The 23808-nt window shown below is 71.3% G+C and carries 20 protein-coding genes; 5 read left to right on the top strand and 15 right to left on the bottom strand.

Features of this window, described 5'->3' with window-relative positions; genetic code table 11:
- Positions 1 to 2: 2 nt before the first annotated feature.
- From hydA to AB0N14_RS19145, 6 genes are all read right to left on the bottom strand, one after another.
- Positions 3 to 1445, bottom strand: a complete 1443-nt coding sequence (gene hydA / locus AB0N14_RS19170; RefSeq protein ID WP_366026857.1) for a dihydropyrimidinase — start codon at positions 1443 to 1445, stop codon at positions 3 to 5.
- A 177-nt stretch (positions 1446 to 1622) separates the two neighbouring features.
- Complete coding sequence (locus tag AB0N14_RS19165; protein ID WP_366026856.1) at positions 1623 to 2465, bottom strand: nitrilase-related carbon-nitrogen hydrolase; 843 nt, start codon at positions 2463 to 2465, stop codon at positions 1623 to 1625.
- A 148-nt stretch (positions 2466 to 2613) separates the two neighbouring features.
- Positions 2614 to 4281, bottom strand: a complete 1668-nt coding sequence (locus AB0N14_RS19160) for a PucR family transcriptional regulator (protein ID WP_366026855.1) — start codon at positions 4279 to 4281, stop codon at positions 2614 to 2616.
- 68 nt (positions 4282 to 4349) lie between these two features.
- Positions 4350 to 5633, bottom strand: coding sequence for an aspartate aminotransferase family protein (locus AB0N14_RS19155; RefSeq protein WP_366026854.1), 1284 nt, complete (start codon positions 5631 to 5633; stop codon positions 4350 to 4352).
- Positions 5630 to 6472 carry a nitrilase-related carbon-nitrogen hydrolase gene (locus AB0N14_RS19150; protein WP_366026853.1) on the bottom strand — a complete coding sequence of 281 codons (843 nt, stop codon included), beginning with the start codon at positions 6470 to 6472 and terminating at the stop codon, positions 5630 to 5632. The genes AB0N14_RS19155 and AB0N14_RS19150 overlap by 4 nt, the downstream gene beginning before the upstream one ends.
- 185 nt (positions 6473 to 6657) lie before the next feature.
- Positions 6658 to 8316: a hypothetical protein gene (locus tag AB0N14_RS19145; protein WP_366026852.1), complete on the bottom strand. Its 1659-nt coding sequence runs from the start codon at positions 8314 to 8316 to the stop codon at positions 6658 to 6660.
- 402 nt (positions 8317 to 8718) lie between these two features.
- Between AB0N14_RS19145 and AB0N14_RS19140 the strand changes: the two genes are divergently transcribed.
- Positions 8719 to 11328 carry an ATP-dependent Clp protease ATP-binding subunit gene (locus AB0N14_RS19140; protein WP_366026851.1) on the top strand — a complete coding sequence of 870 codons (2610 nt, stop codon included), beginning with the start codon at positions 8719 to 8721 and terminating at the stop codon, positions 11326 to 11328.
- Between the two features lie 33 nt (positions 11329 to 11361).
- Here the strand turns inward: AB0N14_RS19140 and ggt are convergent, their stop codons facing one another.
- Positions 11362 to 13173 (bottom strand): gamma-glutamyltransferase, encoded by a 1812-nt coding sequence (gene ggt, locus AB0N14_RS19135; RefSeq protein ID WP_366026850.1) that lies wholly within the window; start codon positions 13171 to 13173, stop codon positions 11362 to 11364.
- A gap of 104 nt (positions 13174 to 13277) precedes the next feature.
- Between ggt and AB0N14_RS19130 the strand changes: the two genes are divergently transcribed.
- The 3 genes from AB0N14_RS19130 to AB0N14_RS19120 all read left to right on the top strand — a co-directional run bounded on the left by AB0N14_RS19130 (position 13278) and on the right by AB0N14_RS19120 (position 16186).
- The gene (locus tag AB0N14_RS19130; RefSeq protein ID WP_366026849.1) at positions 13278 to 14027 is read left to right on the top strand and encodes a hypothetical protein; all 750 of its coding nucleotides are present in this window, start codon (positions 13278 to 13280) and stop codon (positions 14025 to 14027) included.
- Positions 14028 to 14135: 108 nt separating this feature from the next.
- Positions 14136 to 15698 carry a CocE/NonD family hydrolase gene (locus AB0N14_RS19125; RefSeq protein ID WP_366026848.1) on the top strand — a complete coding sequence of 521 codons (1563 nt, stop codon included), beginning with the start codon at positions 14136 to 14138 and terminating at the stop codon, positions 15696 to 15698.
- A gap of 332 nt (positions 15699 to 16030) precedes the next feature.
- Positions 16031 to 16186, top strand: coding sequence for a DUF6131 family protein (locus AB0N14_RS19120; RefSeq protein ID WP_366026847.1), 156 nt, complete (start codon positions 16031 to 16033; stop codon positions 16184 to 16186).
- An 82-nt stretch (positions 16187 to 16268) separates the two neighbouring features.
- On the opposite strand, the gene AB0N14_RS19115 is transcribed toward AB0N14_RS19120, so the two are convergent.
- The gene (locus tag AB0N14_RS19115) at positions 16269 to 17045 is read right to left on the bottom strand and encodes an HAD family phosphatase (RefSeq protein ID WP_366026846.1); all 777 of its coding nucleotides are present in this window, start codon (positions 17043 to 17045) and stop codon (positions 16269 to 16271) included.
- Positions 17046 to 17323: 278 nt separating this feature from the next.
- Entirely contained in the window at positions 17324 to 18193 is an 870-nt protein-coding gene (locus AB0N14_RS19110; protein ID WP_366026845.1) for a ScbA/BarX family gamma-butyrolactone biosynthesis protein, read from the bottom strand.
- Positions 18194 to 18330: 137 nt separating this feature from the next.
- Here AB0N14_RS19110 and AB0N14_RS19105 point away from each other — a divergent pair, with 137 nt between their 5' ends.
- Positions 18331 to 18972, top strand: coding sequence for a ScbR family autoregulator-binding transcription factor (locus AB0N14_RS19105; RefSeq protein ID WP_366026843.1), 642 nt, complete (start codon positions 18331 to 18333; stop codon positions 18970 to 18972).
- A gap of 1 nt (position 18973) precedes the next feature.
- Here the strand turns inward: AB0N14_RS19105 and AB0N14_RS19100 are convergent, their stop codons facing one another.
- From AB0N14_RS19100 to AB0N14_RS19075, 6 genes are all read right to left on the bottom strand, one after another.
- The gene (locus AB0N14_RS19100) at positions 18974 to 19414 is read right to left on the bottom strand and encodes a DUF6278 family protein (RefSeq protein ID WP_366026842.1); all 441 of its coding nucleotides are present in this window, start codon (positions 19412 to 19414) and stop codon (positions 18974 to 18976) included.
- Positions 19415 to 19495: 81 nt separating this feature from the next.
- A complete protein-coding gene (locus tag AB0N14_RS19095; protein WP_366026841.1) occupies positions 19496 to 20275 on the bottom strand; it encodes an exodeoxyribonuclease III in 780 nt (259 codons plus the stop codon).
- Between the two features lie 67 nt (positions 20276 to 20342).
- Positions 20343 to 20978 (bottom strand): MBL fold metallo-hydrolase, encoded by a 636-nt coding sequence (locus tag AB0N14_RS19090; protein ID WP_366026840.1) that lies wholly within the window; start codon positions 20976 to 20978, stop codon positions 20343 to 20345.
- 70 nt (positions 20979 to 21048) lie between these two features.
- The gene (gene pcaC, locus AB0N14_RS19085) at positions 21049 to 22347 is read right to left on the bottom strand and encodes a 4-carboxymuconolactone decarboxylase (protein ID WP_366026839.1); all 1299 of its coding nucleotides are present in this window, start codon (positions 22345 to 22347) and stop codon (positions 21049 to 21051) included.
- Between the two features lie 359 nt (positions 22348 to 22706).
- Positions 22707 to 23384 carry a haloacid dehalogenase type II gene (locus tag AB0N14_RS19080; RefSeq protein ID WP_366026838.1) on the bottom strand — a complete coding sequence of 226 codons (678 nt, stop codon included), beginning with the start codon at positions 23382 to 23384 and terminating at the stop codon, positions 22707 to 22709.
- Between the two features lie 80 nt (positions 23385 to 23464).
- Complete coding sequence (locus AB0N14_RS19075) at positions 23465 to 23704, bottom strand: hypothetical protein (protein ID WP_366026837.1); 240 nt, start codon at positions 23702 to 23704, stop codon at positions 23465 to 23467.
- Positions 23705 to 23808 lie beyond the last annotated feature (104 nt).

Here is a 23808-nt window from a genome sequence, read left to right as displayed (position 1 = left end):
TCCTAGTTGAGGTACTGACAGGTGGAGCGGGGGGTGTAGACGCCGTGTCCCGCGCGTCCGGTGAACTCCCGTTCGGTGATGACGGGTTCGCCGCGCGAGAGGACGGTCTCGACCCGGCCGGTGGTGCGCTTGCCCTCGTACGCCGAGTAGTCGACGCTCATGTGGTGGGTCTCGGCGGACATGACCTGCTCGGCGTGCGGGTCGTAGATGACGACGTCGGCGTCGGCGCCGGGGGCGATGGTGCCCTTCTTCGGGTAGAGCCCGAACATCCGGGCGGGGGTGGCGCAGGCGATCTCGATCCAGCGGCGGCGTGAGATGTGCCCGTCGACGACGGCCTGGTGCAGCAGGTCCATACGGTTCTCGACGCCCGGGAGGCCGTTGGGGATCTTCGAGAAGTCGCCCCGGCCCAGCTCCTTCTGACCCACGAAGCAGAAGGGGCAGTGGTCGGTGGAGACCACCTGGAGGTCGTTGGTGCGCAGGCCCTTCCACAGGGCCGCCTGGTGCTCCTTGGGCCGCAGCGGGGTCGAGCACACGTACTTCGCACCCTCGAAGTCGGGCTCGGCGAGGTTGTCGGTGGACAGGAACAGGTACTGCGGGCAGGTCTCGCCGAAGACGTTCAGCCCCTCGTCACGGGCGCGGGCCAGCTCGGCGACCGCCTCCTGCGCCGAGACGTGCACCACGTACAGCGGGGCCCCGGCGACCTGGGCGAGCTTGATGGCGCGGTGGGTGGCCTCCGCCTCCAGCAGGGCCTTGCGGACCTCGCCGTGATACCTCGGATCCGTCTCGCCGCGGGCCAGCGCCTGCTCCACCAGCACGTCGATCGCGATGCCGTTCTCGGCGTGCATCATGATCAGCCCGCCGTTCTCGGCGGAGCGCTGCATGGCGCGCAGGATCTGGCCGTCGTCCGAGTAGAACACTCCTGGATAGGCCATGAACTGCTTGAACGAGGTCACGCCTTCCTCGACCAGGAGATCCATCTCCTTGAGCGTCTCCTGGTTCACATCGGAGACGATCATGTGGAAGCCGTAGTCGACGGCGCAGTTGCCCTCGGCCTTGGCGTGCCAGGCGTCCAGGCCCTCGCGCAGCGAGTGGCCCACGCTCTGCACCGCGAAGTCGATGATCGTGGTCGTTCCGCCCCAGGCGGCGGCCCGGGTGCCGGTCTCGAAGGTGTCGGAGGCGAAGGTGCCGCCGAACGGCAGCTCCATGTGGGTGTGGGCGTCGACACCGCCCGGGATCACGTACTTGCCGGTGGCGTCGATGGTCCTCCCCCACCCTTCGGGCGGGGGCGCCCCCATCTCGCTGCGCTCGGCCGTGAAGGCCTCGGCGGCCGGGGTGCCGGACGCGGCGAGGGCGGCGATGCGGCCGTCCTCGATCAGGACGTCGGCGTGGATCTCGTCGGACGCGGTGATGACGAGGCCACCGCGGATGACGGTACGGCTGCTCATGCTCCCTCTTCTCCGTAAGTGCCCCGCTGGGTGCGATCGGACGGTGCGGGATGTGTGTGGCTGGTCGCTCCCCCAAGTTCCCGGCTGCGCTCGAACAGGGGGGACCCCCGTCGCGGCGGTAGCCGCATGTCGAGCACAGCCCCGCGCCCCTTGAGGGGCGCGGGTACTTCCCGTGCCTTACGGAGCCGTCAGCGGGCCGTACGCCTCTGGACGGCGGTCCCGGTAGAACTGCCAGCGGTCGCGCACCTCGCGCAGCTTGGCCAGGTCCAGGTCGCGGACGACCAGTTCGGTCTCCTTGTCGCCGGCCACCTCGCCGACGAACTGCGCCTCCGGGTCCACGAAGTACGAGGTCCCGTAGAAGTCGTTGTCGCCGAGCTCCTCGGTACCGACCCGGTTGATCGCGCCGACGAAGTACTCGTTGGCGACGGCCGCCGCCGGCTGCTCCAGTTGCCACAGGTAGGCGGACAGACCGCGCGAGGTGGCCGACGGGTTGAAGACGATCTCTGCGCCCGCGAGGCCGAGGGCCCGCCAGCCCTCCGGGAAATGGCGGTCGTAGCAGATGTAGACGCCGATCCTGCCGACGGCGGTCTCGAAGACCGGCCAGCCGACGTTCCCGGGACGGAAGTAGAACTTCTCCCAAAAGCCCTTGACCTGCGGGATGTGGTGCTTGCGGTACTTGCCGAGGTACGAGCCGTCCGCGTCGATCACCGCGGCGGTGTTGTACAGGACTCCGGGCTGTTCCTCCTCGTACATGGGCAGGACGAGGACGATGCCCAGCTCCTCGGCGAGGGCCTGGAAGCGCTTGACGATCGGGCCGTCCGGGATCCGCTCGGCGTACTCGTAGAACGCGGGGTCCTGGACCTGGCAGAAGTACGGCCCGTAGAACAGCTCCTGGAAGCACAGGACCTGGGCACCTTGCGCGGCCGAGTCGCGGGCCGCCTGCTCGTGGACCTGGATCATCGATTCCTTGTCGCCCGTCCAGGCGGTCTGGAAGACGGCGGCACGGATCACTCTGCTCATCGGGACCTCCGGTCGCTCGGTGTGCCGAGAGCGTAGAAAGCCGGCGGGCCGTGTTTGAGTTGCACCGTGTCACGTCTGCGGGCGTCCGGCGTTGCACGGTGTCATACCGGCGCGTCCACACCTGTTCCCAGTGGTTTTCCACAACGTTTCACTCCTGCTTACGCTGACCGAAGCTCGGCTCGCAGCGCTCCGGAGCCCCGCCCGCACTGTTCTTCCGGCCGGGGGTCCGGGCGGTGTCCCCCGGATTGACACAGCACCCTTGTTGGGCGTCGTGCGCGAGCAGCGCGATGTGTACCGAGGCGGCTTGTTCGAAGTCGTCGAGGTCGACGCCGAGGCGGGCTTGTATGGCCTCCAGCCTGCGGTAGAGGGCCGGTCGGCTGACGTGGTGGAGCTGGGCTGTGCGGGACTTGTTGCGGCCGGTGGCGAGGTAGGTGCGCAGCACCGGCACCAGCTCCTGCTCGGCGTCGCGCCCGCACAGCAGCCCGTCCAGCTCCCGCTCGGCGAAGGCCTGCACGTGCGGATCGTCGCGCAGCAGCCGGATCAGGCCGCGCAGATGGACGTCCCTGAGGCGTACGACGGCCGGGAGGTCCTGCGCGGCGGAGTGGCCGGCCACGGCGTCCGCGACGTGCTGGGCCTCGCGCAGCCCGGCGGGCACGTCCTCCCAGGCGGTGCGCGGGTCGGCGGCGGCGATGGCCGTCCCGCGCACCGCCGGGGACTCCGTGCGCAGCCGGGTGGCGAAGTGTGCGGTCAGCGCTTCCGCGTCCTGGTCGCGGGCGAGGCTGAGCAGTACGGCGGTGGCCCCGTCGGCCAGCTCGGCGGCGAGCCCGGGCAGGCCCAGCAGCCGCAGGACGCGATCGAGCTGGGCGGGATCGCCGTCGCGTACGACCAGGGGGACGAAGGTGCGGCGGTTGACGGGCAGCCCGGCCGCCCGCGCCCGGGGCAGCAGCCGGCCGGCCGGGACGGTCCCGGAGACCAGGTCGGTCAGCAGGCTCTGCGCGGACTGCTCCTCCCAGGTGTGCACCGAGCCGTGGAGCATCCGGTGCAGGACCAGGGCCTCGGCGGCGCGCTCGGCGAGCAGGCGCCCGATGGGGCTGTCGCCGCGGTAGCCGCACAGCACGATCCGGCCCCAGCGCTCCCCGCGCCCGCCCAGCTCGGCGCGGACCCAGCCGTCGCCCTCGCTGCCGCCCGCCTGCCGGGCGATGCGCTCCCAGTCGCGCAGCACGTCGTCGACCGCGGGCCGCTCCCCCGCCGTGGCGAGCACGCGGTGGGCGAGGTTGGTGAGGACGACGGGGCAGCCCGCGTGCACGGCGATCTCGTCGAGCAGCCGCTGCAGCGGGGCCCCCGCGGTGATGAGCCCGGTCAGGGCCGTGCGGACGGACTCCGACAGGCTCACCGCCGCGAACTTGCGCCGCACGAGGCGGGACTGGACCTCCTCGGTCAGTTCGGCGAACGGGAAGGGCCGGTGCAGGACCACCATGGGCAGCCCGCAGCGCTCGGCGGCCCGGCGCATCACGTCCGGGGGCGCCGGGAAGGCGCGGCCGAGTCCGAGGACGACGGCCGCGGCCTCCGCGCGGTGCAGGGACCGGATGTACTCGGCCTGCTTCTCCACGTCGCCGGCGAGCAGCACCCCGGTGGTGAGGACCATCTCGCCACCGCTGAGCATCACCCCGACGTCGGGGGCCTCCGCGACGTGCACCCAGCGCACCGGCCGGTCCAGGTGCCCGGCGCCGGCCACCACCTCGGGCTCTCCGGCGAGCACCCGGTCCAGGGTGAGGACCTGGCGTACCGACAGGGCGGGTTCCAAGGCGGTGGGCATGGCTGTACTTCCCTTGCTGTGGTCCTACCGAAGACACCTCGGGACGGCGCTGTCGAGGGGGTGGATCGTCACTGGACGCTCCTGAGGGCCTGCTCGAGGATCGCGGCGCCCTCCTCGGCCTCCGCGACGGTGAGCGAGAGCGGCGGGGCGATGCGCAGCACGCTGGTGTTGTGCCCGCCCCCCTTGCCGATCAGCAGTCCCCCGTCGCGGGCCGCCTCGAGCACGGCGGCCGCCGCGTCCGGGTCGGCCTCGTCGGTGCCGGGCCGCACCAGCTCGACGCCGATCATCAGCCCGCGCCCGCGCACCTCCCGTACGCCCGGGAGCTGGGCGCCGACCGCCCGCAGCCGCTCCATGAGCAGTCCGCCGACGCGCCGGGCGTTGCCCTGGAGGTCGTGCTCCAGCAGGTACGTCAGGTTGGCGAGCCCGGCCGCCATCGTGATCTGCGTGCCGCCGAAGGTCGAGATGCTGTTGGCGTCCAGGCAGTTCATGATCTCGGCGCGGGCGACGACGCCGCCGATGGACATGCCGTTGCCGATGCCCTTGGCGAAGGTGAGGATGTCCGGCGGGCCGCTTCGGCCGTGCGCCTGCCAGCCCCAGAAGTTGTCGCCGGTGCGGCCCCAGCCGGTCTGCACCTCGTCCGCGATCCACAGGATGCCGTGCTCCTGGAGCACGTCCCGGAAGGCCGCGTAGAGCCCGTCGGGCGGCGAGGTGAAGCCGCCGACGCCCTGGATCGGCTCGGCGATCAGCGCGGCGGGCGGGCGGGTGTGGCCGAGGAGGTCCCTCAGGTCCTCGACGCAGGCCGCGATGAAGTCGGAGTCGCTCAGGTGGGCGAACGGGCCTCGGGTGCGGACCCCGCCGTGGACGTACAGCGTCTGCAGCGGGGACAGGGAGGTCGGGGACCAGCCGCGGTTGCCGGTGATGCCGATCGCACTGAACGAGCGTCCGTGGTAGCTGTTGCGCATCGCGAGGATCTGGTTGCTGCGCCGGTATGTCGTCGCGAGCAGCAGCGCGGTGTCGTTGGCCTCGGTGCCGGACGTGGTGAAGAAGACGCGGGCGTCCGGGATGCCGCTCAGCTGGGCGATGCGCTCGGCGAGTTCGACCATCGGCCGGTTGAGGTAGAGCGTGGACGAGTGGATGATCCGCCCGGCCTGCTCGCCGACCGCCTTGGCCACCTCGGGCAGCGCGTGCGCGGTCATCGTGGTCAGGATGCCGCCGAAGAAGTCCAGGTACTTCTTCCCGTCGGCGTCCCAGACGTGCCGGCCCTCGCCATGGGTGATCTCCAGGGGGTCCTTGTAGTAGAGGGCCAGCCAGTCGGGCAGGACGGCCTTGTGGCGGTCGTAGAGGTCACTCACGGCTTCACCAGTCCTTCGTACGCGTCGGGGCGGCGGTCGCGGTAGAACGCCCACTGCTGCCGCACTTCTTCGATGAGGTCGAAGTCGAGGTCCCGCACGACGAGCTCCTCCTCCTTGTCGCTCGCGACCTCGCCCACAAACTGCCCACGGGGGTCGACGAAGTAGCTCGTTCCGTAGAAGTCGTTGTCGCCGTACTCCTCGCGGCCCACGCGGTTGATCGCGGCGACGAAGTACTCGTTGGCGACGGCCGCCGCGGGCTGTTCGAGCTGCCAGAGGTAGGAGGACAGGCCGCGGTGGGTGGCGGAGGGGTTGTAGACGAGCTGGGCGCCGTTCAGGCCGAGCTGCCGCCAGCCCTCCGGGAAGTGGCGGTCGTAGCAGATGTACACGCCGACCTTGCCGACCGCGGTGTCGAAGACGGGCCAGCCGAGGTTGCCGGGTTTGAAGTAGTACTTCTCCCAGAAGCCCTTGACCTGGGGGATGTGGTGCTTGCGGTACTTGCCGAGGTAGGTGCCATCGGCGTCGATCACGGCGGCGGTGTTGTAGTAGAAGCCGGACTGTTCGACCTCGAAGACGGGGACGACGATCACCATGCCGGTCTCGCGGGCGAGGTCCCGCATACGGCGCACCGTCGGCCCGTCGGGCACCGGCTCGGCCCAGCGGTAGTGCTCGGGCTCCTGGACCTGGCAGAAGTAGGGGGCGTTGAACACTTCCTGGAAGCCGATGACCTTCGCGCCCTGCCGGGCCGCCTCACGGGCGTGCTCCACATGCTTGGCGATCATGGATTCGGTGTCACCGGTCCAGGTCGCCTGGACCAGTGCGGCGCGTACGACGTGGGCCATGGTGCCGCTCCTTTGCCTGAGGGTCCGCGAGGGACGTCAGAGAGCCTCTACGCCCGTAGAGCCGGGCTGTAGAGGGTCGAACGTAAGCCTCCGCGGAGGCCTTGCCAAGACCATCGTCGTCAACCCGCTGAGTCGATCACGTTTCGCACTCCTGCGGGTGAGCGGTCGCACGGAAGCCGGGCCGGTCAGGCGGTGAATCCGGCGACCCTCAGAGCGTGGACGAGGTCCCAGTGACGCTCGGCGGAGACACCCCGGGCGGCCTCCAGGAGCAACGGTACGAGCAGCTGCGGGTCGGCGGCGACACTGCGGGCGGCCTCCTGAGGCGTACGTACGCGTACGTACGCGTCGAGGAGGGCGCCGACCTCGCGGTGCCGGCCGTCGGCGTGGAGCCCGAGGACGGCCTCGCCGATCTCCTTCGCGGGCCGTGCGACGCCCTGCCGCAGCATCTCCTCGCCGTCCGTGCCGCGGCCTGCCGAGGTGAGGGCGTCCGCGGCGGCGACGAGGCGGTCGGCGGTCAGCGAGGCGGCCTCCCACAGCAGGGTGGCCCAGTCGGCGCCGAGGCCCGCGCGGTGCAGTTCGGCGGCCAGCAGGGGGTAGCGGTCGGCGGGCCAGTGGGCGGCCTCGACGAGCAGCGCGTGCGCCTCGCCGCTGCGGCCCTCGGCGCGCAGCCGGACGAGCGCGGCGACGGTGTCGGCGGTGAGCTGCCGGCCGGCCTCGTCCTGTGGCTCGGTACGCGGCTGGGGGACCTCGGGTGTCTCGGCCCCGGCGGCCCCGGCGAACCGGGCGCCACGGGGGCCCTGACGCCCCGGCGCGGGTGCGGCCACGGGCGGAACGGCACCCGTGGACGGCTCCTGCACGTCCATCACCCCGGCGAAACGGGCACTGCCGCGCGGGCGGCGCTTGGAACGCTGTTTGGCGGGGGCGTCCACGGCGGCGAGGGCGGGGCCGGACTCGCGGCTCACGGATTCCCGGGACGGGCCGGCCGGCCCCTCGGATCCGGGTCCGGGGGCGTCTCCGGCCCGGGCACGGTGCCAGACGGAAGCGTCGTCGGCCGGTCCCGTGTCCGGGGTCTCCGAGCCGCCGTGCGGCCGTTCGGAGGGCGCGTCCGGGCGGCCACCGTGCGGCCGTTCGGAGGGCGCGTCCGGGCCCTGCGGCCACTCCTCACGGCGCGCCCGGGCCACCTCCGCCGACCGGCCCTCCGCGTGGCCGCCCGACGGCACCGATGTTCCCCTGCCGGCCGTCTCCCCGGGGGCGCGGGCCTCCGTCGCCGCTTCCAGGCGGAACACGTCCCCCGCCGGGCCCGCCCCGGAAGACCGCGCGCCCTGTGCGGGCAGGGCGCGGTGATCGAGGGCCTCCATCCGGCGACGCAGCTCCGCACAGCGGGCCGTGGCGCGGTCGTGGTCGTCCCGGGCCCAGGCCAGGTCGAGCCGGAGCGACGCGGCCTCCTCCCGGGTGGCGGCCGACTCCAGCCTGCGCGTGAGCTCCGCCCTGCGCTCCGCCGCGAAGCGCTTCTCGCGCAGCATCACGTCGAGCCGGTCCCCGAGCGCCTCCCGCGCCCCCGGCCGGTCGTCGTACGCGGCGAGTGAGGCACCGTGCAGCGCCCGCGCCCGCTCGGCCTCCGGCGCGGCGAGCGCGGGCCCGTATGCGGCGGCGAGGTCCTGCAGCAGCGCCTCCACCACGTCCCAGGGCGGCACCTCCCGGCCCTCCAGGCAGGCCCGCATGCCGTCGGGGTCGCGCTGCCAGAAGACTCCGCACCAGCCGCCGCCCTGGTCGAGCCGCGCCAGCAGCCCGTTCAGGTAGCTCGCGAACTCCCGCACCCCTCCCGGGAGTTGATCCACCGCCATCGCTCAGCTCCCGCCCGAGTGGAGTACTCCGGTCCGGTAGAAAACACCAGTCGTGTTACGGACGGGCTACAGGCGGTTTTCAGAGCGGACGCAGTGCGCTCCGCGGGGACATTCACACCCTGTGCGCGCCCCGCCGCGCCGGCGCCGCACTCGAGGGCCGGCCACTCGGCCGCCCGAGGCGTCCGTCCCGTTGAACATGCCCCTGAACAACGATCGTGCGATGGTGTTCTAAGCGTCAGGGCACGCACCGCACGTGCGCACACGCACGCACCGCAGGCGAAAGCGCGCACAGCGCAGGTGCGCGCACGCACCACGGGTGCAAACGCACGCACCGCAGGTGTAACTCGGACAACCCCGGGCACCCGCGACGGACCGGTATGTACATCAGCGGAACGGAAGGCCATGACCAGCGGATTCACGGGTCCGCAGGGCTACGGCCCGGACCCCTTCGCAGAGTTCTTCGCACGTATCTTCGGTGGGCAGCGTCCCGGTCCCCGGCAGATCGACCTGGGGCGGCTCCTGAGCGAGCCGGCCCGGCAACTGGTCGCCGGCGCCGCACGCTACGCCGCCGAGCACGGCAGTCGCGACCTGGACACCCAGCATCTGCTGCGCGCCGCGCTCGCCACCGAACCGACCCGGAGTCTGCTCAGCCGCGCCGGGGCGGACCCCGACTCGCTGGCCTCGGAGATCGACGCACGCTCCGGCCCGGTCCAGCAGAGTTCGGGTGACGCGTCGCCGCCCACCTCGCTCTCCCTGACGCCCGCCGTCAAGCGCGCCCTGCTGGACGCGCACGAACTGGCCCGGGCCAGCGGCACCGGCTACATCGGCCCCGAGCACGTGCTCAGCGCGCTCGCCGCGAACCCCGACTCGGCCGCCGGGCACATCCTCCACTCCCACCGCTTCACCCCCTCTCCCCTGCCCCCGGAGGCAGGGGACCACGTGGCGCAGCGCCCCGAACGGCCGCGCCCCACGTCGACGCCGACCCTGGACAAGTACGGTCGCGATCTCACCGACCTCGCGCGGCAGGGCCGTATCGACCCGGTGATCGGGCGGGAGGAGGAGATCGAGCAGACCATCGAGGTGCTCTCCCGCCGCGGCAAGAACAACCCGGTGCTCATCGGTGACGCGGGCGTCGGCAAGACCGCCATCGTCGAGGGGCTCGCGCAGCGCATCGCCGACGGCGACGTGCCCGACGTCCTGCTCAGCCGTCGGGTCGTCTCCCTGGACCTGACCGGCGTGGTGGCCGGCACCCGCTACCGGGGCGACTTCGAGGAGCGGCTGAACAACATCGTCGGCGAGATCCGCGCGCACTCGGACGAGCTGATCGTCTTCATCGACGAGCTGCACACCGTGGTCGGCGCGGGTGGCGGCGGCGCGGAGGGCGGCTCCATGGACGCGGGCAACATCCTCAAGCCCGCCCTGGCCCGCGGCGAACTGCACGTGGTGGGCGCCACCACGCTGGAGGAGTACCGCCGGATCGAGAAGGACGCGGCGCTGGCGCGCCGGTTCCAGCCGATCCTGGTGCCCGAGCCGTCCGTCCAGGACGCCATCGAGATCCTGCGCGGGCTGCGCGACCGCTACGAGGCCCACCACCAGGTCCGCTACACCGACGAGGCGCTGGTGGCCGCCGTGGAGCTGTCCGACCGCTACCTCACCGACCGGCACCTGCCGGACAAGGCGATCGACCTGATCGACCAGGCGGGCGCCCGGGTGCGGCTGCGCGCCAAGACCAAAGGCACGGACGTAAGGGCCCTGGAGCGGGAGGTCGAGCGGCTGACCCGGGACAAGGACCAGGCGGTGTCCGACGAACAGTACGAGCAGGCCACGCGGCTGCGCGACCGCATCGTCGAGCTGAAGCAGCGGATCGAGGAGGCGAGCGGCGAGCCCGAGGCCGACGAGGGGCAGCACCTGGAGGTCACCACGGAGGCCATCGCCGAGGTGGTGTCCCGGCAGACCGGCATCCCGGTGAGCCGGCTCACCGAGGAGGAGAAGGAACGGCTGCTCGGCCTCGAGGAGCATCTGCACCAGCGAGTCGTCGGGCAGGACGAGGCGGTCGCCGTGGTCGCCGACGCGGTGCTGCGCTCGCGGGCCGGGCTGTCCAGTCCCGACCGGCCGATCGGCAGCTTCCTGTTCCTCGGCCCGACCGGTGTCGGCAAGACGGAGCTGGCGCGCGCGCTCGCGGAGGCGCTGTTCGGCAGCGAGGAGCGCATGGTCCGGCTCGACATGAGCGAGTACCAGGAGCGGCACACCGTCAGCCGGCTGGTGGGCGCCCCGCCCGGGTACGTGGGCCACGAGGAGGCCGGGCAGCTCACCGAGGTCGTACGGCGGCACCCGTACTCGCTGCTGCTGCTCGACGAGGTGGAGAAGGCGCACCCGGACGTCTTCAACATCCTTCTGCAGGTCCTCGACGACGGGCGGCTGACCGACTCCCAGGGCCGGACCGTGGACTTCACCAACACGGTCATCGTGATGACGAGCAACCTGGGCTCGGAGGCGATCACCCGGCGCGGCGCGGGCATCGGGTTCGGCGCGGGCGGCACCGAGGCGGACGAGCAGGCGCGGCGCGAGCAGATCCTGCGTCCGCTGCGCGAGCACTTTCGGCCGGAGTTCCTCAACCGTATCGACGAGATCGTCGTCTTCCGCCAGCTGACGGCCGACCAACTGCGGCAGATCACCGACCTGCTGCTGGACAAGACGCGGCGCCAACTGCGCGCCCAGGACATCGACGTGGTGTTCAGCGAGCGGGCGATTCAGTGGCTGGCGCAGCGCGGCTACCAGCCGGAGTACGGCGCACGCCCGCTGCGCCGCACGATCCAGCGGGAGCTGGACAACCGGCTCTCCCGCCTGCTCCTGGACGGCCGGATCGAACGCGGCAGCCGGGTCGAGGTCGACGTGGAGGACGACCGACTCGCGTTCCACCCGCGGCCGCGGGCCTCGGCGCGGGCTTCCGCCGACGGGGATCCGGGCGGCGGTGCGGCCCGCGCCCCGGAAGGCGGGACCGCACGCTGGTGAGGGTGAACCGGCTGGCGGCCGTCACGGCTGCCGTTACGGCGCCGGGGTCACCACCATCGCCGAGCCGCCGCCGCGTCGCACCTTCTCGGCGGCGGCCAGCCACTTGCCGCCCGGCAGGCGCTGCACGCCCGTCGCCGCGCCGATCTCCGGATTCAGCGTGAAGGAGTGTCCGATGGCCTCCAACTGGGCGCGCAGGGAGCTGTTGTAGAGGGCGGGTTCGAGTTCCGTCTTCGCCGCGTTGCGCTGGCTGGCGCGCGGCGCGGCGATCGCGTCGACCAGCGGCAGGTGCCGGTCCAGGAACTCGGTGAGGGTCTGCAACACGGTCGTGATGATGGTCGCGCCGCCGGGCGAACCGAGCGCGACGAGGGGGCGGCCCTGCTTGTCGAGGACGATGGTCGGAGAGATCGAGGAGCGCGGACGCTTGCCCGGGCCCGGCAGGTTCGGGTCGTGCACGGCCGGGTTGGCGGGCGTGAAGGAGAAGTCCGTGAGCTCGTTGTTGAGCAGGAAGCCGCGGTGCGGGACGGTGATGCCGCTGCCGCCGGTCTGCTCGATGGTGAGGGTGTAGGAGACGACGTTGCCCCACTTGTCGGCGACCGTGAGGTGCGTGGTGTTCTCGCCCTCGTACGTCGTCGGGGCCGCCGTACCGCCGGTCGTGCAGGGCGCCGGGTGGCGCGGGTCTCCCGGCGCGACCGGGCTGGTGAGCACCGCGTCGTCCTTGATCAGGCACGCGCGTGAGTCGGCGTACTTCTGCGACAGCAGGTCCTTGGTCGGCACGTCCTCGAAGGCGGGGTCGCCGACCCAGCGACCGCGGTCCGCGAACGCGATACGGCTGGCCTCGATGAAGTGGTGCAGGTACTGCACCTCGCTCGCCTTCGAGAGGTCCGTCTTCCCCAGGATGTTGAGCGCCTCGCCGACGGTCGTGCCGCCGGAGGACGAGGGCGCGATGGAGTAGACGTCGAGGCCGCGGTAGGACGTCTTCGTGGGCGCCTGGAGCTTGGCGCCGTAGGCCGCGAGGTCCTTCTCGGACAGCTTGCCCGGGCGGGCGTTCCAGCCCGAGGCCGGGTCCACCGGGGGCTTGTCGACCGTGGCGACGATGTCCTTGCCGAGGTCGCCGTGGTAGATCGCGCCTATGCCCTCGCGGCCCAGCTCCTCGTAGGTGCGGGCGAGGTCGGGGTTCTTGAAGGTGGAGCCGACGACGGGGAGTCGGCCACCCGGCAGGAACAGCTCGGCGGTGTCCGGGAAGTACCGGAAGCGGGTCTCGTTGGAGGCGGTCTGGGAGCGGAACGTGTCGTCGACGGTGAAGCCGTCGCGGGCGATCCGCTCGGCCGGCTTCAGCACCGTGCCGAGCCGCTTGGTGCCCCACTCGTCCAGCGCCTTCTGCCAGGTGGCGGGCGTGCCGGGGGTGCCGACGCTCAAGCCGCTGCTGACGGCGTCGGCGAAGGCGAGCGGCTTGCCGTTCTCCACGAACAGGTTCGAGTCGGCGGTCAGCGGTGCCGTCTCGCGGCCGTCGATGGTGTGCACCGTACGGGACTTGGCGTCGTAGTAGACGAAGTAGCCGCCTCCGCCGACGCCCGCGGAGTACGGCTCGGTGACGCCGAGCGCGGCGGCGGTGGCGACGGCCGCGTCCACCGCGTTGCCGCCCTTCTTGAGGACCTCGATGCCGGCGGCGGACGCGTCGGAGTCGACGCTGGCCACGGCCCCGCCGTAGCCCACGGCCACGGGCACTTTCGCCGGAGTCGATTTCTCCGGCGCCGAGGCGGCGTGCGGCGGCGCCGCCGCTCCCACCGACACCAGGGCGGCCGAGACCGCCGAAACCGCCAGTTTCCGCGCGACAGGGCGACGCATTCGTACCTCCAGTGGCGTGCGTCCACGCAGGGTAACCACATTGCCATGGCCCCGTCAGTACCGCCTCGACCAGCGGTCCGAATGGGGGACTAGCATGCGCGGCCATGAACGACGACGTGCGCAACATCGTCCTCGGGGTGGTAGCCGCCGGTATCAGTGCCGCGCTCGGCTGGCTCGCCCGTACGTATCTGTGGAGGCGCAAGCTGCGGCGCAAGCAGGCGTTCTTCGGGCTGCCGGACCACTCGGAGTCGCTGCTGGTGGTCAACCGCGCGGCAGGCGGACCGGAGCTGTCGGTGAAGCGCTACGACGTGTTCGCCCTGCTCGAACTCTCCGCTCTGATCAAGGACTGCCACGCGCGCGCCCAGGTCGTGGCGCACGACGCCACCCAGCAGGGCTTCGGCGAGAGGACGGAGTTCTGCGTCGGCGGCCCCTACTCCAACCGCCGGATGGCGGCCCACCTGTCCTCACTGCTGCCGGGTGTGCGGGTCAACACGGACCCCGAACCGGTGTCGGAGCGGGGCACGTTCAGGATCGGCGGGGAGCACTACCGCATGGAGCGCGGCCTGAGCGAGTACGTCCTGCTCGCCCGGCTCACCGCGGACGGGCAGGAAGACTCCCGCCCGGTGTTCCTCTTCTGCGGTCAGCGGGCCGTCGACAACCAGGCCGCCACCCGCTATCTCGCCCGTCACCACGAGCGGCTGCACCGCAAGTACGGCACCGGATCCTTCGTGCTGCTGCTCAAGGTGGCCAATTCGCAGGCGTACGGCCCGGATGTGGTCGAGCTGGTCGCGGACGTGACGCGGGCGGCGCGGACGCCGCTGCCCGAGCCGGTCTCGGCCGACACGGCCGCTTAGCGGTTCAACAAACTTTACTGGTACGTAACTTACCGACGGGTTACTTACGGTAAGGGCGCACGGTTACCGTCGGGTCACTTTGCACTGACACGAGTGAAGGAGTGACCCATGGGACACGGTGGCACCCGTCTGCGCACCGCCGCCGTAGGAGCCGTGTCGGCGGCGCTGGTCGCCGGTACCGTCGTCGGCCTCGCGCCCGCCGCCCAGGCCGGCAGCATCCGCTTCGTCGACATCTCCGGCGACGCCGGCACCGTACTGAAGGCGAACGTCGTCACGCCTGCCGGCGCCGACGGCTCGCGTCGCTACCCGCTCATCGTGCTGCCCACGAGCTGGGGCCTGCCGCAGGTGGAGTACCTGACGCAGGCCCAGAAGCTCGCTGACACCGGCTATGTGGTGCTCACCTACAACGTGCGCGGTTTCTGGCAGTCCGGCGGACAGATAGAAGTGGCCGGTCCGCCGGACATAGCGGACGCCTCCAAGGTCATCGACTGGGCCCTCGCGCACACTCCGGCCGATCCGGCGCACGTCGGCATGGCGGGGGTGTCGTACGGCGCCGGGATCAGCCTGCTGGCCGCCGCGCACGACAAGCGCGTCAAGGCGGTGGCGGCCCTCAGCGGCTGGGCGGATCTCATCGACTCGATCTACTCGGGCCGCACCCAGCATGTGCAGGCGGCGGCCGTCCTGGACGGCGCGGCCACCCTCACCGGCCGGGAGAGCCCGGAACTGCGCGAGATCTTCGACAACCTGTACTCCTCGAACCTGTCGAAGGAGCAGCAGATGATCGACTGGGGGCGGAAACGTTCCCCCGCGACCTATCTCGACCAGCTGAACAAGAACGGCGCCGCCGTCATGCTCGCCAACGCCTGGGGCGACACGGTCTTCCCGGCCAACCAGTACGCCGACTTCTACGAGAAGCTGACCGTGCCCAAGCGGCTCGAACTGCGCCCCGGCGACCACGCGACCGCCGAACTGACCGGCCTGTTCGGGCTGCCCAACGACGTCTGGACGGACACCGAACGCTGGTTGGACCACTATCTCAAGGGCGTCGACAACGGCATCGACCGTGAGCGGCCGGTCCAGTTGGAGTCCCGTAGCGCGGGGGGATACGAGGGCTACCCGGACTGGAAGTCGATCGCCGCGACCCGTCGGAAGATCGCACTCGCCGGCTCCACCACCATCCACGCCAACGTCGACTCCGGCGCCGACGGCGGGATCGTCTTCCTCTCCAGCATCCTCGACCAGGTGGGCCGGCTCCCGCCGGTCGCGTCGATCCCGCTGCTTCCGCGCCGCTGGGCCGCCGTGTGGCAGTCGGAGAAGTACGAAAGCGCCCAGCACGTGCGCGGCACGGCGAAGCTGCACACCACGCTCACGCCCACCAAGGAGAGCGGAACCCTCGTCGCGTATCTGTACGACGTGGGTCCGCTCGGCCTCGGCAAGCTGGTCAGCAACGCGCCGTACACCTGGCACGGGCGAACGCCCGGCACGCCGTTCGGCGTCGACCTGGAGCTGTTCTCCACGGCCTACGACGTCCCGGCCGGGCACCGCCTCGCGCTGGTCGTCGACACGGTCGACCCGCTGTACATCGAGCACAACCCGTCCGGCGCACAGCTGACCTTCTCCTCGCCCGCGAACGACCCGTCCTACGTGTCGATTCCGCTGCGCGAGCAGTGATCTTCGGCTGCCGCCTTCCGGGCCCGGCCCTCTGAGCTGCTGCTCCCCTTCCCCTCGCGGTCGACGGACCGCGGGGGGATCCCCACGGCCGCCAACACCACCGGGATGAACGGCACATCGTAGTCGAGACCCGGGCCGGCGCGTCCGGCAAGCACCACAGTGGCACCCGGTGCCGGGTCCCACACCGTCACCGGTGTCGAACAGTCGGTCACCCCCATGAGGTACGCCCTCGCCGTGTTTGGCGCCCAGAGGGCCGGGAACTCCGGAATTAGGATTTATCGGGCGTAACTCAAAGGGTCACGTCCCGACAGCAGCCAGCGTCGGGAGGCGTCATGGTCATCCTGGGGATCATTCTCCTCATCATCGGGTTCCTCGCGCACATCGCCATCCTCTGGACGATCGGGATCATCCTCGTCGTCATCGGAGCCGTGCTGTGGCTGCTCGGCTCTCTCGGGCACGCGGTCTTCGGACGACGGCACTATTGGTAGCGCCGGTGTGTTGTCGGGGCGCCGCCACCACCGGTGGCATCCGGCAGGCCCCGCCGTCCGCACGGACGGCGGGGCCGCGCCGTCAGGGAACGGCCCTGGTACCGGACTGGGTCGGGCCGCCCTGCCGGGGAACCCTCGGCCGGGGTGCGACGGGCCGTGTGGGGTCGACCGTCTCCCGCAGGACCTCCGAACGGCTGCGCGCCCAGGCCAGCAGCCCCGGATCCTCCAGCGTGTCCACCCACAGGTCGGCCAGGGCCACGGCCTCCCCGCCGGGCCTCCGCCCCACTCCGACGGCCCGCAGGCCCGCCGCGCCGGCGGCCTTCAGCCCGTTGACCGAGTCCTCGACGGCCAGGGCTCTGCCGCACTCCACGCCCAGGCGCCGCGCGGCCTCGGCGTAGGTGTCGGGGTGGGGTTTGGGGCGCACTCCCGCGCCCGGCACGACGATGTGCCGGAAGTGGTGCCGCAGTCCCACGGACTCCAGGGAGAACTCCACCACGTCTGCCGGGCAGTTGCTGGCCACGGCCAGCGGCACCGCCCGGCTCAGGGCCGTCACCAGGGCCCGCGCCCCGGGCATCGGCACGGGATCCCCGGCGACGAGAGCGCGGAACGCCGCCAGGAGTTGCCGGGTCATCTCCTCGGCTCTGTCGGGTCTGCCGACGAGGCGGGCCATGAGGGCGCCGCACTCGGTGTAGTGCAGGCCCTTGCTACGGTGCGTGAACTCCGCGTCGGGTACGACGCCGTGACCGCGCAGGACCGTGTCGCGCGCTTGCTGCCAGTGCCGTTCGGAGTCCACCAGTGTGCCGTCGCAATCGAAGACGACGGCCGCTGGAGTCCAGTCGAAAATACGATGGGTCGTCATGTGTGTGCCGTTCTTGGCGCAGGACGGAACGGCCGGAAGGCGGCACGATCCGCCGGTGGGGATGCCGGTTCATGCCTGCTGCGCTTTCTTCACTTCGGGAAAGCGTCGGGAAAGCGTGACATCGCAGGCCGAGATGACTGGTTCACGCATGCATGGGCCACACATCGCGGTCTGCGGTGGTCCTGACCGCATCCGGAACCAGAAACATAATGAACGCTACGCTCTTTTGGAGCAGTCGTGAAGATTTGCCACCGCAATACCCACGTGTGGGTGACGCCTCATCGATAACGCAGCACACCCTCGGCCGTACGCTCGCCGCCCTGCCGAATGCAGAAGAAGCCTGTGCGGCCGTACGGGAAGCAGTGAATGACCGCGGGCGGTGCGTGTTCGGTGAACTTCAGAGCCGTCATACGGCCGGAAACCGGCCGGAGCAGAAGTCCTCCGCTGCGCAGGGCGATGGCCTGTCGCGCCGCCTCCAGCAGGGCCATCCCGGGCACATGGTCGGTGCCGTGGTCGAAGTAGTAGGGGTGGCGTGGATCGGCCGGGTCCACCAGGATGTCGTCCTCCTGACGCGAGATGAGGACGTCGGCCCTCGACTCGAGCCCCAGGACCGCCGGTTGCGGTCGGGGGCGCCGGCTCGGCGTCGGGGCCGCCGCAGCGGACTCGGAGCGGATTTCCGCGTACCGCCGGGCGCCGAGAATCCGTGCCCCGCCCACCGCGTGTGCGAACGAGCGGCCTCCGGCGAGGTATTCGGCCCGCATCCGCAGCGCGGTCACCCCTCTCCCGCTCCGGCCGGTGCGGAGGTCACCGACCGACACCCGGCAGGTGACCTCGCTGGCGCCGTGCGGTGCCGTGGGTTCCGCGCTCGTGTCGAGCCGGAAGGAGACGTCATCGATCAGGAAGCGCGCCGTGGCCGCCACGCCGAAGTGGCGCAGCGGAACGCAGATGCCGAGCTGGCGCAGGGTCTCGACGAGCATCCAGGGGCTGTGCCGGTCGTCACGACCGCGGGGGAACGTGGGATGCGAGCGTGTCCACGCGGCGGCGGCGCAGAAGGTGAGCGGCCCGCAGGAGCGGAGGTCCGTCAGCAGCACCTCGGCCACCGAGATCCGGTGCACCGCCTCGCGTTCGACGGTCCTGGACCAGCTCAAGGACGAACAACAGAAGCGGGAATCCATGAAAAAAGCTAATAAGACTATTGCTGCTTTCGCATGCGCGACCCTCCTGGCTTTCCGGCGGGACGGCTACATTCCTCCTCGCGACCCATCGACGGACAGGGGGCAACGGCGTGCAGGATCGGGCGGAAGAAACCCGCAAAGCCGTATTACTGGCTGCGGCTCACCTGTTCTTCGAACGTGGGTACGTGGCAACCAGCATCAATGACATCAGCGAACGGTCCGGCCGCACCAGCGGAGCCGTCTACTTCCACTACACCAACAAGGAACAGCTCGCCCTCGCCGTGGTGAAGGCACATTTCGCGACCTGGCCGGCCATGATCGCGCGCCATGAGGCCGTCGCGGAACCGGCCCTGGAGAAGCTCGTCGGCCTCAGCTTCGCGGTCGCCCGGGCATTCCGTGACGACGTCCTCGTCCGCGCGGGCGCCCGGCTGTGGGCCGAGCGGAAGTCCATCGACGTCGAGATGCCTGCGCCCTTCGTGGACTGGATCGCCACGGTCGAGCGGATGCTCACCCAGGCACGCGCCGACGGGGATCTCGCGCCCGGGGCGGATCCCAGCCGCGACGCCCCCACGCTGGTCGCCGCGTTCTTCGGGCTGCACACGCTCTCCGACGCCCTCGACGACCGCCTGCTGATCGAGGATCGCCTGACCGACCTGTGGCTGCTGCTCCTTCCGGGCCTCCAGGCCGATCCCGCGCCACGGGAGCTGCTGGCCACGGTGGGCGCACAGGTGGCCGCCGACGTCTCCGGCTAGTCTAGAGTTCCGCCGCCTCGGCATACACCTGGGACAGCTCGGGGGCGCCCGTGGAGGCCCAGGTGTGGCCGTCGGTGACCACGTCGATCTCGCGGCCGGAGGCCAGCCGGACCACGGGGTGGCCGTTCGGCCAGATCTCCCACGCGGCGCCGGGGACCGTGCGCACGATGACCGTGCCCAGGTAGAGGCCCGCGTCGTTCCCGAGCCAGGGCAGGACCTCCTCGTCGTCGCGCCAGCGCGGCAGGAGCTGGTCGAGCGCCTCCAACGAGGCGGTGGAGTCGTCGAGTTCGACGCCCGCCTGCTCGGCGTGGGAACGCAGCAGCTCGCATTCGGACAGGAGTCCGGTGACAGCGTCCGCGTCGGCGTCACCGTCGGAGAACACCGCGACGCCCAAGGCGGGACCGCGTTTCTTGCGCCAGTTGCCCAGGAAGGAGATGTTCATACGCCCAGCGTGACACCGGCGCGCTGCGAGACACCACAGGCGCGCAGAGGCCGCCGTCACGCCACCTCCCGGCGAGGGCTGCTACGGTTCCAGGTCCACCACCACCGGCGCATGGTCCGAGGCGCCCTTGCCCTTGCGCTCCTCGCGGTCCACATAGGCGTCCTTGACCGCCTTCGCGAACGGCTTGTTGCCGTACACCAGATCGATGCGCATACCGCGGTTCTTGGGGAAGCAGAGCTGGCGGTAGTCCCAGTACGTGAACGGGTGCTCGTACTTCAGCGGGCGCGGCACCACGTCCTCCAGGCCCGCCTCGCGCAGGGAGGCAAGGGCGGCGCGCTCGGCCGGGGTGACATGGGTCGAGCCCTCGAAGGCCGTGATGTCGTAGACGTCGTCGTCCGTCGGCGCCACGTTGTAGTCGCCCAGCACCGCGAACGGGCGGCTGCCCGCGGCGTCGCCCGCGACGGCCGCTTTCAGCGCCTCGAACCACTGCAGCTTGTACGCGTAGTGCGGGTGGTCCACCTCGCGGCCGTTCGGCACGTACACCGACCAGACGCGGACCGGGCCGCAGGTCGCGGAGATGGCGCGGGGCTCCTCCACGCCGTCGTAGCCGGGGTCGCCGGGCAGGCCCTTGACCACGTCCTCCAGGCCGACGCGGGAGAGCACCGCGACGCCGTTCCACCGGCCGTCCGCGTGGACCGCCGCCTCGTAGCCCAGCTCTCGCAGCTGGTCGTACGGGAACTGGTCCGCGGCGATCTTGGCCTCCTGGAGGCAGAGCACGTCCGTGCCGCTGCTCTCCAGCCAGGCCAGGAGCCTCGGGAGGCGGGCGGTGATCGAGTTCACGTTCCAGGTCGCGATGCGCATGCCTCACAACCTACCCGGCGGGTACGACAACCGGCCCCCGCCCTGTCTCCCGAGGCTTCCGCCCGCCTCAGACCTCCGCCGACCCGCCCGGCGCCAGCCGCAGGTGCTCGGCTCCGCCCAGGGCGCCGATCTGGTTGTCGTAGATCGGGCGGGCCAGGTCGGTCAGGAGGGCGTCGTGGATGTCGTACGCGCGCTGCGGCTTGACCTCACGGACGTACTCGATCACCTCGGCGATCTTGTTCCAGGGCGCCATCACCGGGAGCATCAGCGTCTCGACCGGGCGGTCGGGGACGGTGAGGGCATCGCCGGGGTGGAAGACCTTGCCGCCGTCGATCAGATAGCCGACGTTCGTGATGCGCGGGATGTCCGGGTGGATCACGGCGTGCAGTTCGCCGTGCACCTGGACGTCGAAGCCCGCGGCGGTGAAGGTGTCACCGTGGCCGACGGTGTGCACGCGGCCCGGGAAGGCCGCCGAGATCTGCTCGGCGACCGACTTCAGGGTCCAGATCTCGGCGCCCGGGTTGGCCTCCATGCCGGCCCGCAGCCGGTCCTCGTTGAAGTGGTCGAGGTGCTCGTGCGTGACGAGGATGGCGTCCGCGCCGACCGCGGCGTCCTCCTCGCTGAACGTGCCGGGGTCGATGACGAGCGTCCGCCCGTCCTTCTCGAGCCGGATGCAGGCGTGCGACTTCTTCGTGAGCTTCATGGGTCCATCCTGCCCTCGCCCCGAGGGCGTGGGTCTGTGCAGCATGGTGTTCCTGGTACCCGGCTGGTGATCACTGCTGCGGGGTCGTCTCCTCCCGGATGACCCGCTGCGCCACCTTGAACGCACTGTTCGCGGCCGGTGCGCCGCAGTAGACCGCGGCCTGGAGCAGCACTTCCCCGATCTCGGCGGGGGTCAGGCCGTTGCGCAGGGCCGCCCGGGTGTGCGCGGCGAGCTCGTCCAGGTGGCCGCCCGCGACCAGCGCGGTGAGGGTGACACAGCTGCGGGTGCGCCGGTCGAGGCCGGGCCGGTTCCAGATCTCGCCCCACGCGTAGCGGGTGAGGAACTCCTGGAAGTCGCCGGAGAAGTCGTCCGCGGAGGCCAGGGCCCGGTCGACGTGCGCGTCGCCGAGCACCTCGCGGCGGATCTTGATCCCGGTGTCGTACGGATCGGGCCGGGCCGAGGGCTGGGCCGGGGCCGCGGCCGGGGCGATCTCGGCCACCGGGGCCACAGGGGGCGGCGCGACCGGCACCGGCTTCGCGGGGGGCGCCGCGATCGCCGCCATCTGACCGGTGGTCGCGTCGAAGGCGGGCTGCCACGCGGTCGCGAAGTGGTGGACGAGCAGGTCGGTCACCGCCGCGGGCTGTTCCACGGGAACCAGGTGGGAGGCGCCGGGAACGACCGCGAGCCGGGCGTCCGGGATCCCGGCGACCAGAGTGCGTGCCTCGGCGGGTCCGGTGACCTGGTCGTCGGAACCGACGAGGACCAGGGTGGGCACGCCGATACGGCCCAGCTCCGCCCGTACGTCGAAGGCGGCGAGCGCCTCGCAGGCCGCGATGTAGCAGCCGGGGTCGGTGGTGCGGACCATCTGCACGGCCCACTCGGTGATCGCGGGCTGCGCTGCGGCGAACCCTGAGGTGAACCAGCGCTCCGGGGACGTGCGGGCGATCGGGTCCAGTCCGTTCGTCCGGACGATCACACCGCGCTGGCGGAACTCGTCCGCCGTGCCGAAGCGGGGCGAGGCGGCGATCAGCGCGAGTGAGGCGAGGCGCTCGGGGTGGCGCAGGGCCAGTTCGATGCCCACGGCGCCGCCGAGGGCGCAGCCCGCGTAGCCGAAGCGCTGCACACCCAGCGCGTCGAGGGTGGCGAGCAGGCGGGTGGTGAGGTCGGCGACGGAACCCGCCGGGTGGGCGGGTGCGCCGCCGTGACCGGGCAGGTCGAAGCGGAAGACGCGCCACTGCTGGGCGAGCTCCGGAACCTGCCGGTCCCACATGTGCCATGTGGTACCCAGTGAGGGACCCAAGATCAGGACCGGAGCGTCTTCTGGCCCGTCAAAGCGGTATTGCAGGGTGTTCGGTGGTGTCTCACTCACGCCCCAGACCCTCTCACGTATCACGAAATCTCACACGGCCGGGGGAACCCGACGGCCCTTGACCCTCTCGGCGCGGCACGTCCGGCACCGCCGGAACTCTCGGGGATCCAGATACGAGTTCTCCGGCGTGCGCGTGGCCGTGACATCTCTCAACTCGCTGCCCGGCACGACGAGATCACGCGGCTCCGGGAACAAACGGCTGCCCTCGGCAACGTCCGCCGCCTCGCACCCCGCCGGTAGCGTGAAGCCAAGTAACCCGACTCCACCCGACTCGGGACACTTCGGGGTGCCGCGGCCGGGATGGTTGGAGGCGTCGGGATGGGCATCTGGGACGGGCAAGTCGAGCGAAGCCTCGCCGATCACGCGAGGAGGCGCGCGAGTTCTGTGAGGTCTTCCACAGCGAGGGCGGGAACGCTCAGCGTGGCCGGGTAGGCCGTGACACCGCGCCGGAGCCAGGAGCCGGCCAGCCCCGCCCGCTGGGCGCCGTCAACATCCCAAGGGTGGACGGCCACCAGCATGGCCTGGTCGGGGCGGACACCGGCGCGTTCGACGACGTAGTGGTAGGCGCGCGGATGCGGCTTCCACCGGCGGGGGCCGGTCACGTCCCACAGCGCCTCGAAACAGTCGCGTACACCCGCCTTCTCCAGGAGCCGGTCGGTGAGGGCGGCGCTGCCGTTGGTCATCGTCACCAATCGGTATCCGGCAGCGCGCAGCGCGCGCACTCCTGTCGGCACGTCGGGGTGGACGTCCAGCTCGGAGAACCCCGACACGACGTGCCCGACCGCGCCTTCCAGATCGTCCGGGTGGTATGGCGCCCCGGTCAGCAGCCCGCGCAGGCTGTCGCGGGCCAGGTCGGCGAAGTCCGCATAGCCGCCGGCCGCGGCGAGTGCGAACCCGTCGCGGAGGATCCCGGCGAACCACAGCGGCATCAGGTCGCCGGGGGCGCCGATCTCCTCGAATCGGCCACGCAGCGGGGTCAGGTCGCTGAGGGTCTCGTTCACATCGAAGACCAGCACCGATGGCCGGTTCGCGGGCATGGCCGTCCTCCTCGAGATGGGTCGTACGGGGACGTGGGGGGCTGGGTCAAGTCTGCCCGGCGCCCACTCGGAACATCGGATCAGTCGGCCCAGGTGCGGCGGGCGAACACCTTGTCGACGGGGGTGTGGAACAGGTGGTTGGTGTAGTTGCTGATCGTCTTCACGGAGGCGGCGAGCAGCACCTGCAGGATGTCGGTCTCGGTGAACCCGGCGGCGAGGAACGCCTCGACCTGGGCCGCGGTGGGCAGGCCACGGCTGACCGCGACGAGATCGCCGCGATGATCGCCGGGGCGAAAGCGGGAGCTTCGACCACCTGGCATGACCATCAGGCCGCCCCGGCGGCCTGATGAGGCACAGAAGGCGGCGGCCGGGCCTCAAGCGTAGTGAGGCCGACCGCCTCCGTAATCTTCCCAGACCGCTCCTT

Origin of the sequence: Streptomyces sp. NPDC051104 (assembly GCF_040682835.1) — a bacterium.
GTDB classification, from domain to species: Bacteria; Actinomycetota; Actinomycetes; order Streptomycetales; family Streptomycetaceae; genus Streptomyces; species Streptomyces cynarae.
The sequence above is the reverse complement of the archived record's forward strand: the minus strand, read 5'-3'. Positions and strand labels throughout refer to the sequence as shown.

Coding starts and splice junctions, on each gene's coding strand:
- AB0N14_RS19130 (WP_366026849.1), top strand. CDS start 13,278: ATGAACGACGACGTGCGCAACATCGTCCTCGGGGTGGTAGCCGCCGGT.
- hydA (WP_366026857.1), bottom strand. CDS start 1,445: ATGAGCAGCCGTACCGTCATCCGCGGTGGCCTCGTCATCACCGCGTCC.
- AB0N14_RS19150 (WP_366026853.1), bottom strand. CDS start 6,472: ATGGCCCACGTCGTACGCGCCGCACTGGTCCAGGCGACCTGGACCGGT.
- AB0N14_RS19120 (WP_366026847.1), top strand. CDS start 16,031: ATGGTCATCCTGGGGATCATTCTCCTCATCATCGGGTTCCTCGCGCAC.
- AB0N14_RS19145 (WP_366026852.1), bottom strand. CDS start 8,316: ATGGCGGTGGATCAACTCCCGGGAGGGGTGCGGGAGTTCGCGAGCTAC.
- AB0N14_RS19115 (WP_366026846.1), bottom strand. CDS start 17,045: ATGACGACCCATCGTATTTTCGACTGGACTCCAGCGGCCGTCGTCTTC.
- AB0N14_RS19140 (WP_366026851.1), top strand. CDS start 8,719: ATGACCAGCGGATTCACGGGTCCGCAGGGCTACGGCCCGGACCCCTTC.
- AB0N14_RS19165 (WP_366026856.1), bottom strand. CDS start 2,465: ATGAGCAGAGTGATCCGTGCCGCCGTCTTCCAGACCGCCTGGACGGGC.
- ggt (WP_366026850.1), bottom strand. CDS start 13,173: ATGCGTCGCCCTGTCGCGCGGAAACTGGCGGTTTCGGCGGTCTCGGCC.
- AB0N14_RS19075 (WP_366026837.1), bottom strand. CDS start 23,704: ATGCCAGGTGGTCGAAGCTCCCGCTTTCGCCCCGGCGATCATCGCGGC.
- AB0N14_RS19090 (WP_366026840.1), bottom strand. CDS start 20,978: ATGAAGCTCACGAAGAAGTCGCACGCCTGCATCCGGCTCGAGAAGGAC.
- AB0N14_RS19080 (WP_366026838.1), bottom strand. CDS start 23,384: ATGCCCGCGAACCGGCCATCGGTGCTGGTCTTCGATGTGAACGAGACC.
- AB0N14_RS19160 (WP_366026855.1), bottom strand. CDS start 4,281: ATGCCCACCGCCTTGGAACCCGCCCTGTCGGTACGCCAGGTCCTCACC.
- AB0N14_RS19125 (WP_366026848.1), top strand. CDS start 14,136: ATGGGACACGGTGGCACCCGTCTGCGCACCGCCGCCGTAGGAGCCGTG.
- AB0N14_RS19095 (WP_366026841.1), bottom strand. CDS start 20,275: ATGCGCATCGCGACCTGGAACGTGAACTCGATCACCGCCCGCCTCCCG.
- AB0N14_RS19100 (WP_366026842.1), bottom strand. CDS start 19,414: ATGAACATCTCCTTCCTGGGCAACTGGCGCAAGAAACGCGGTCCCGCC.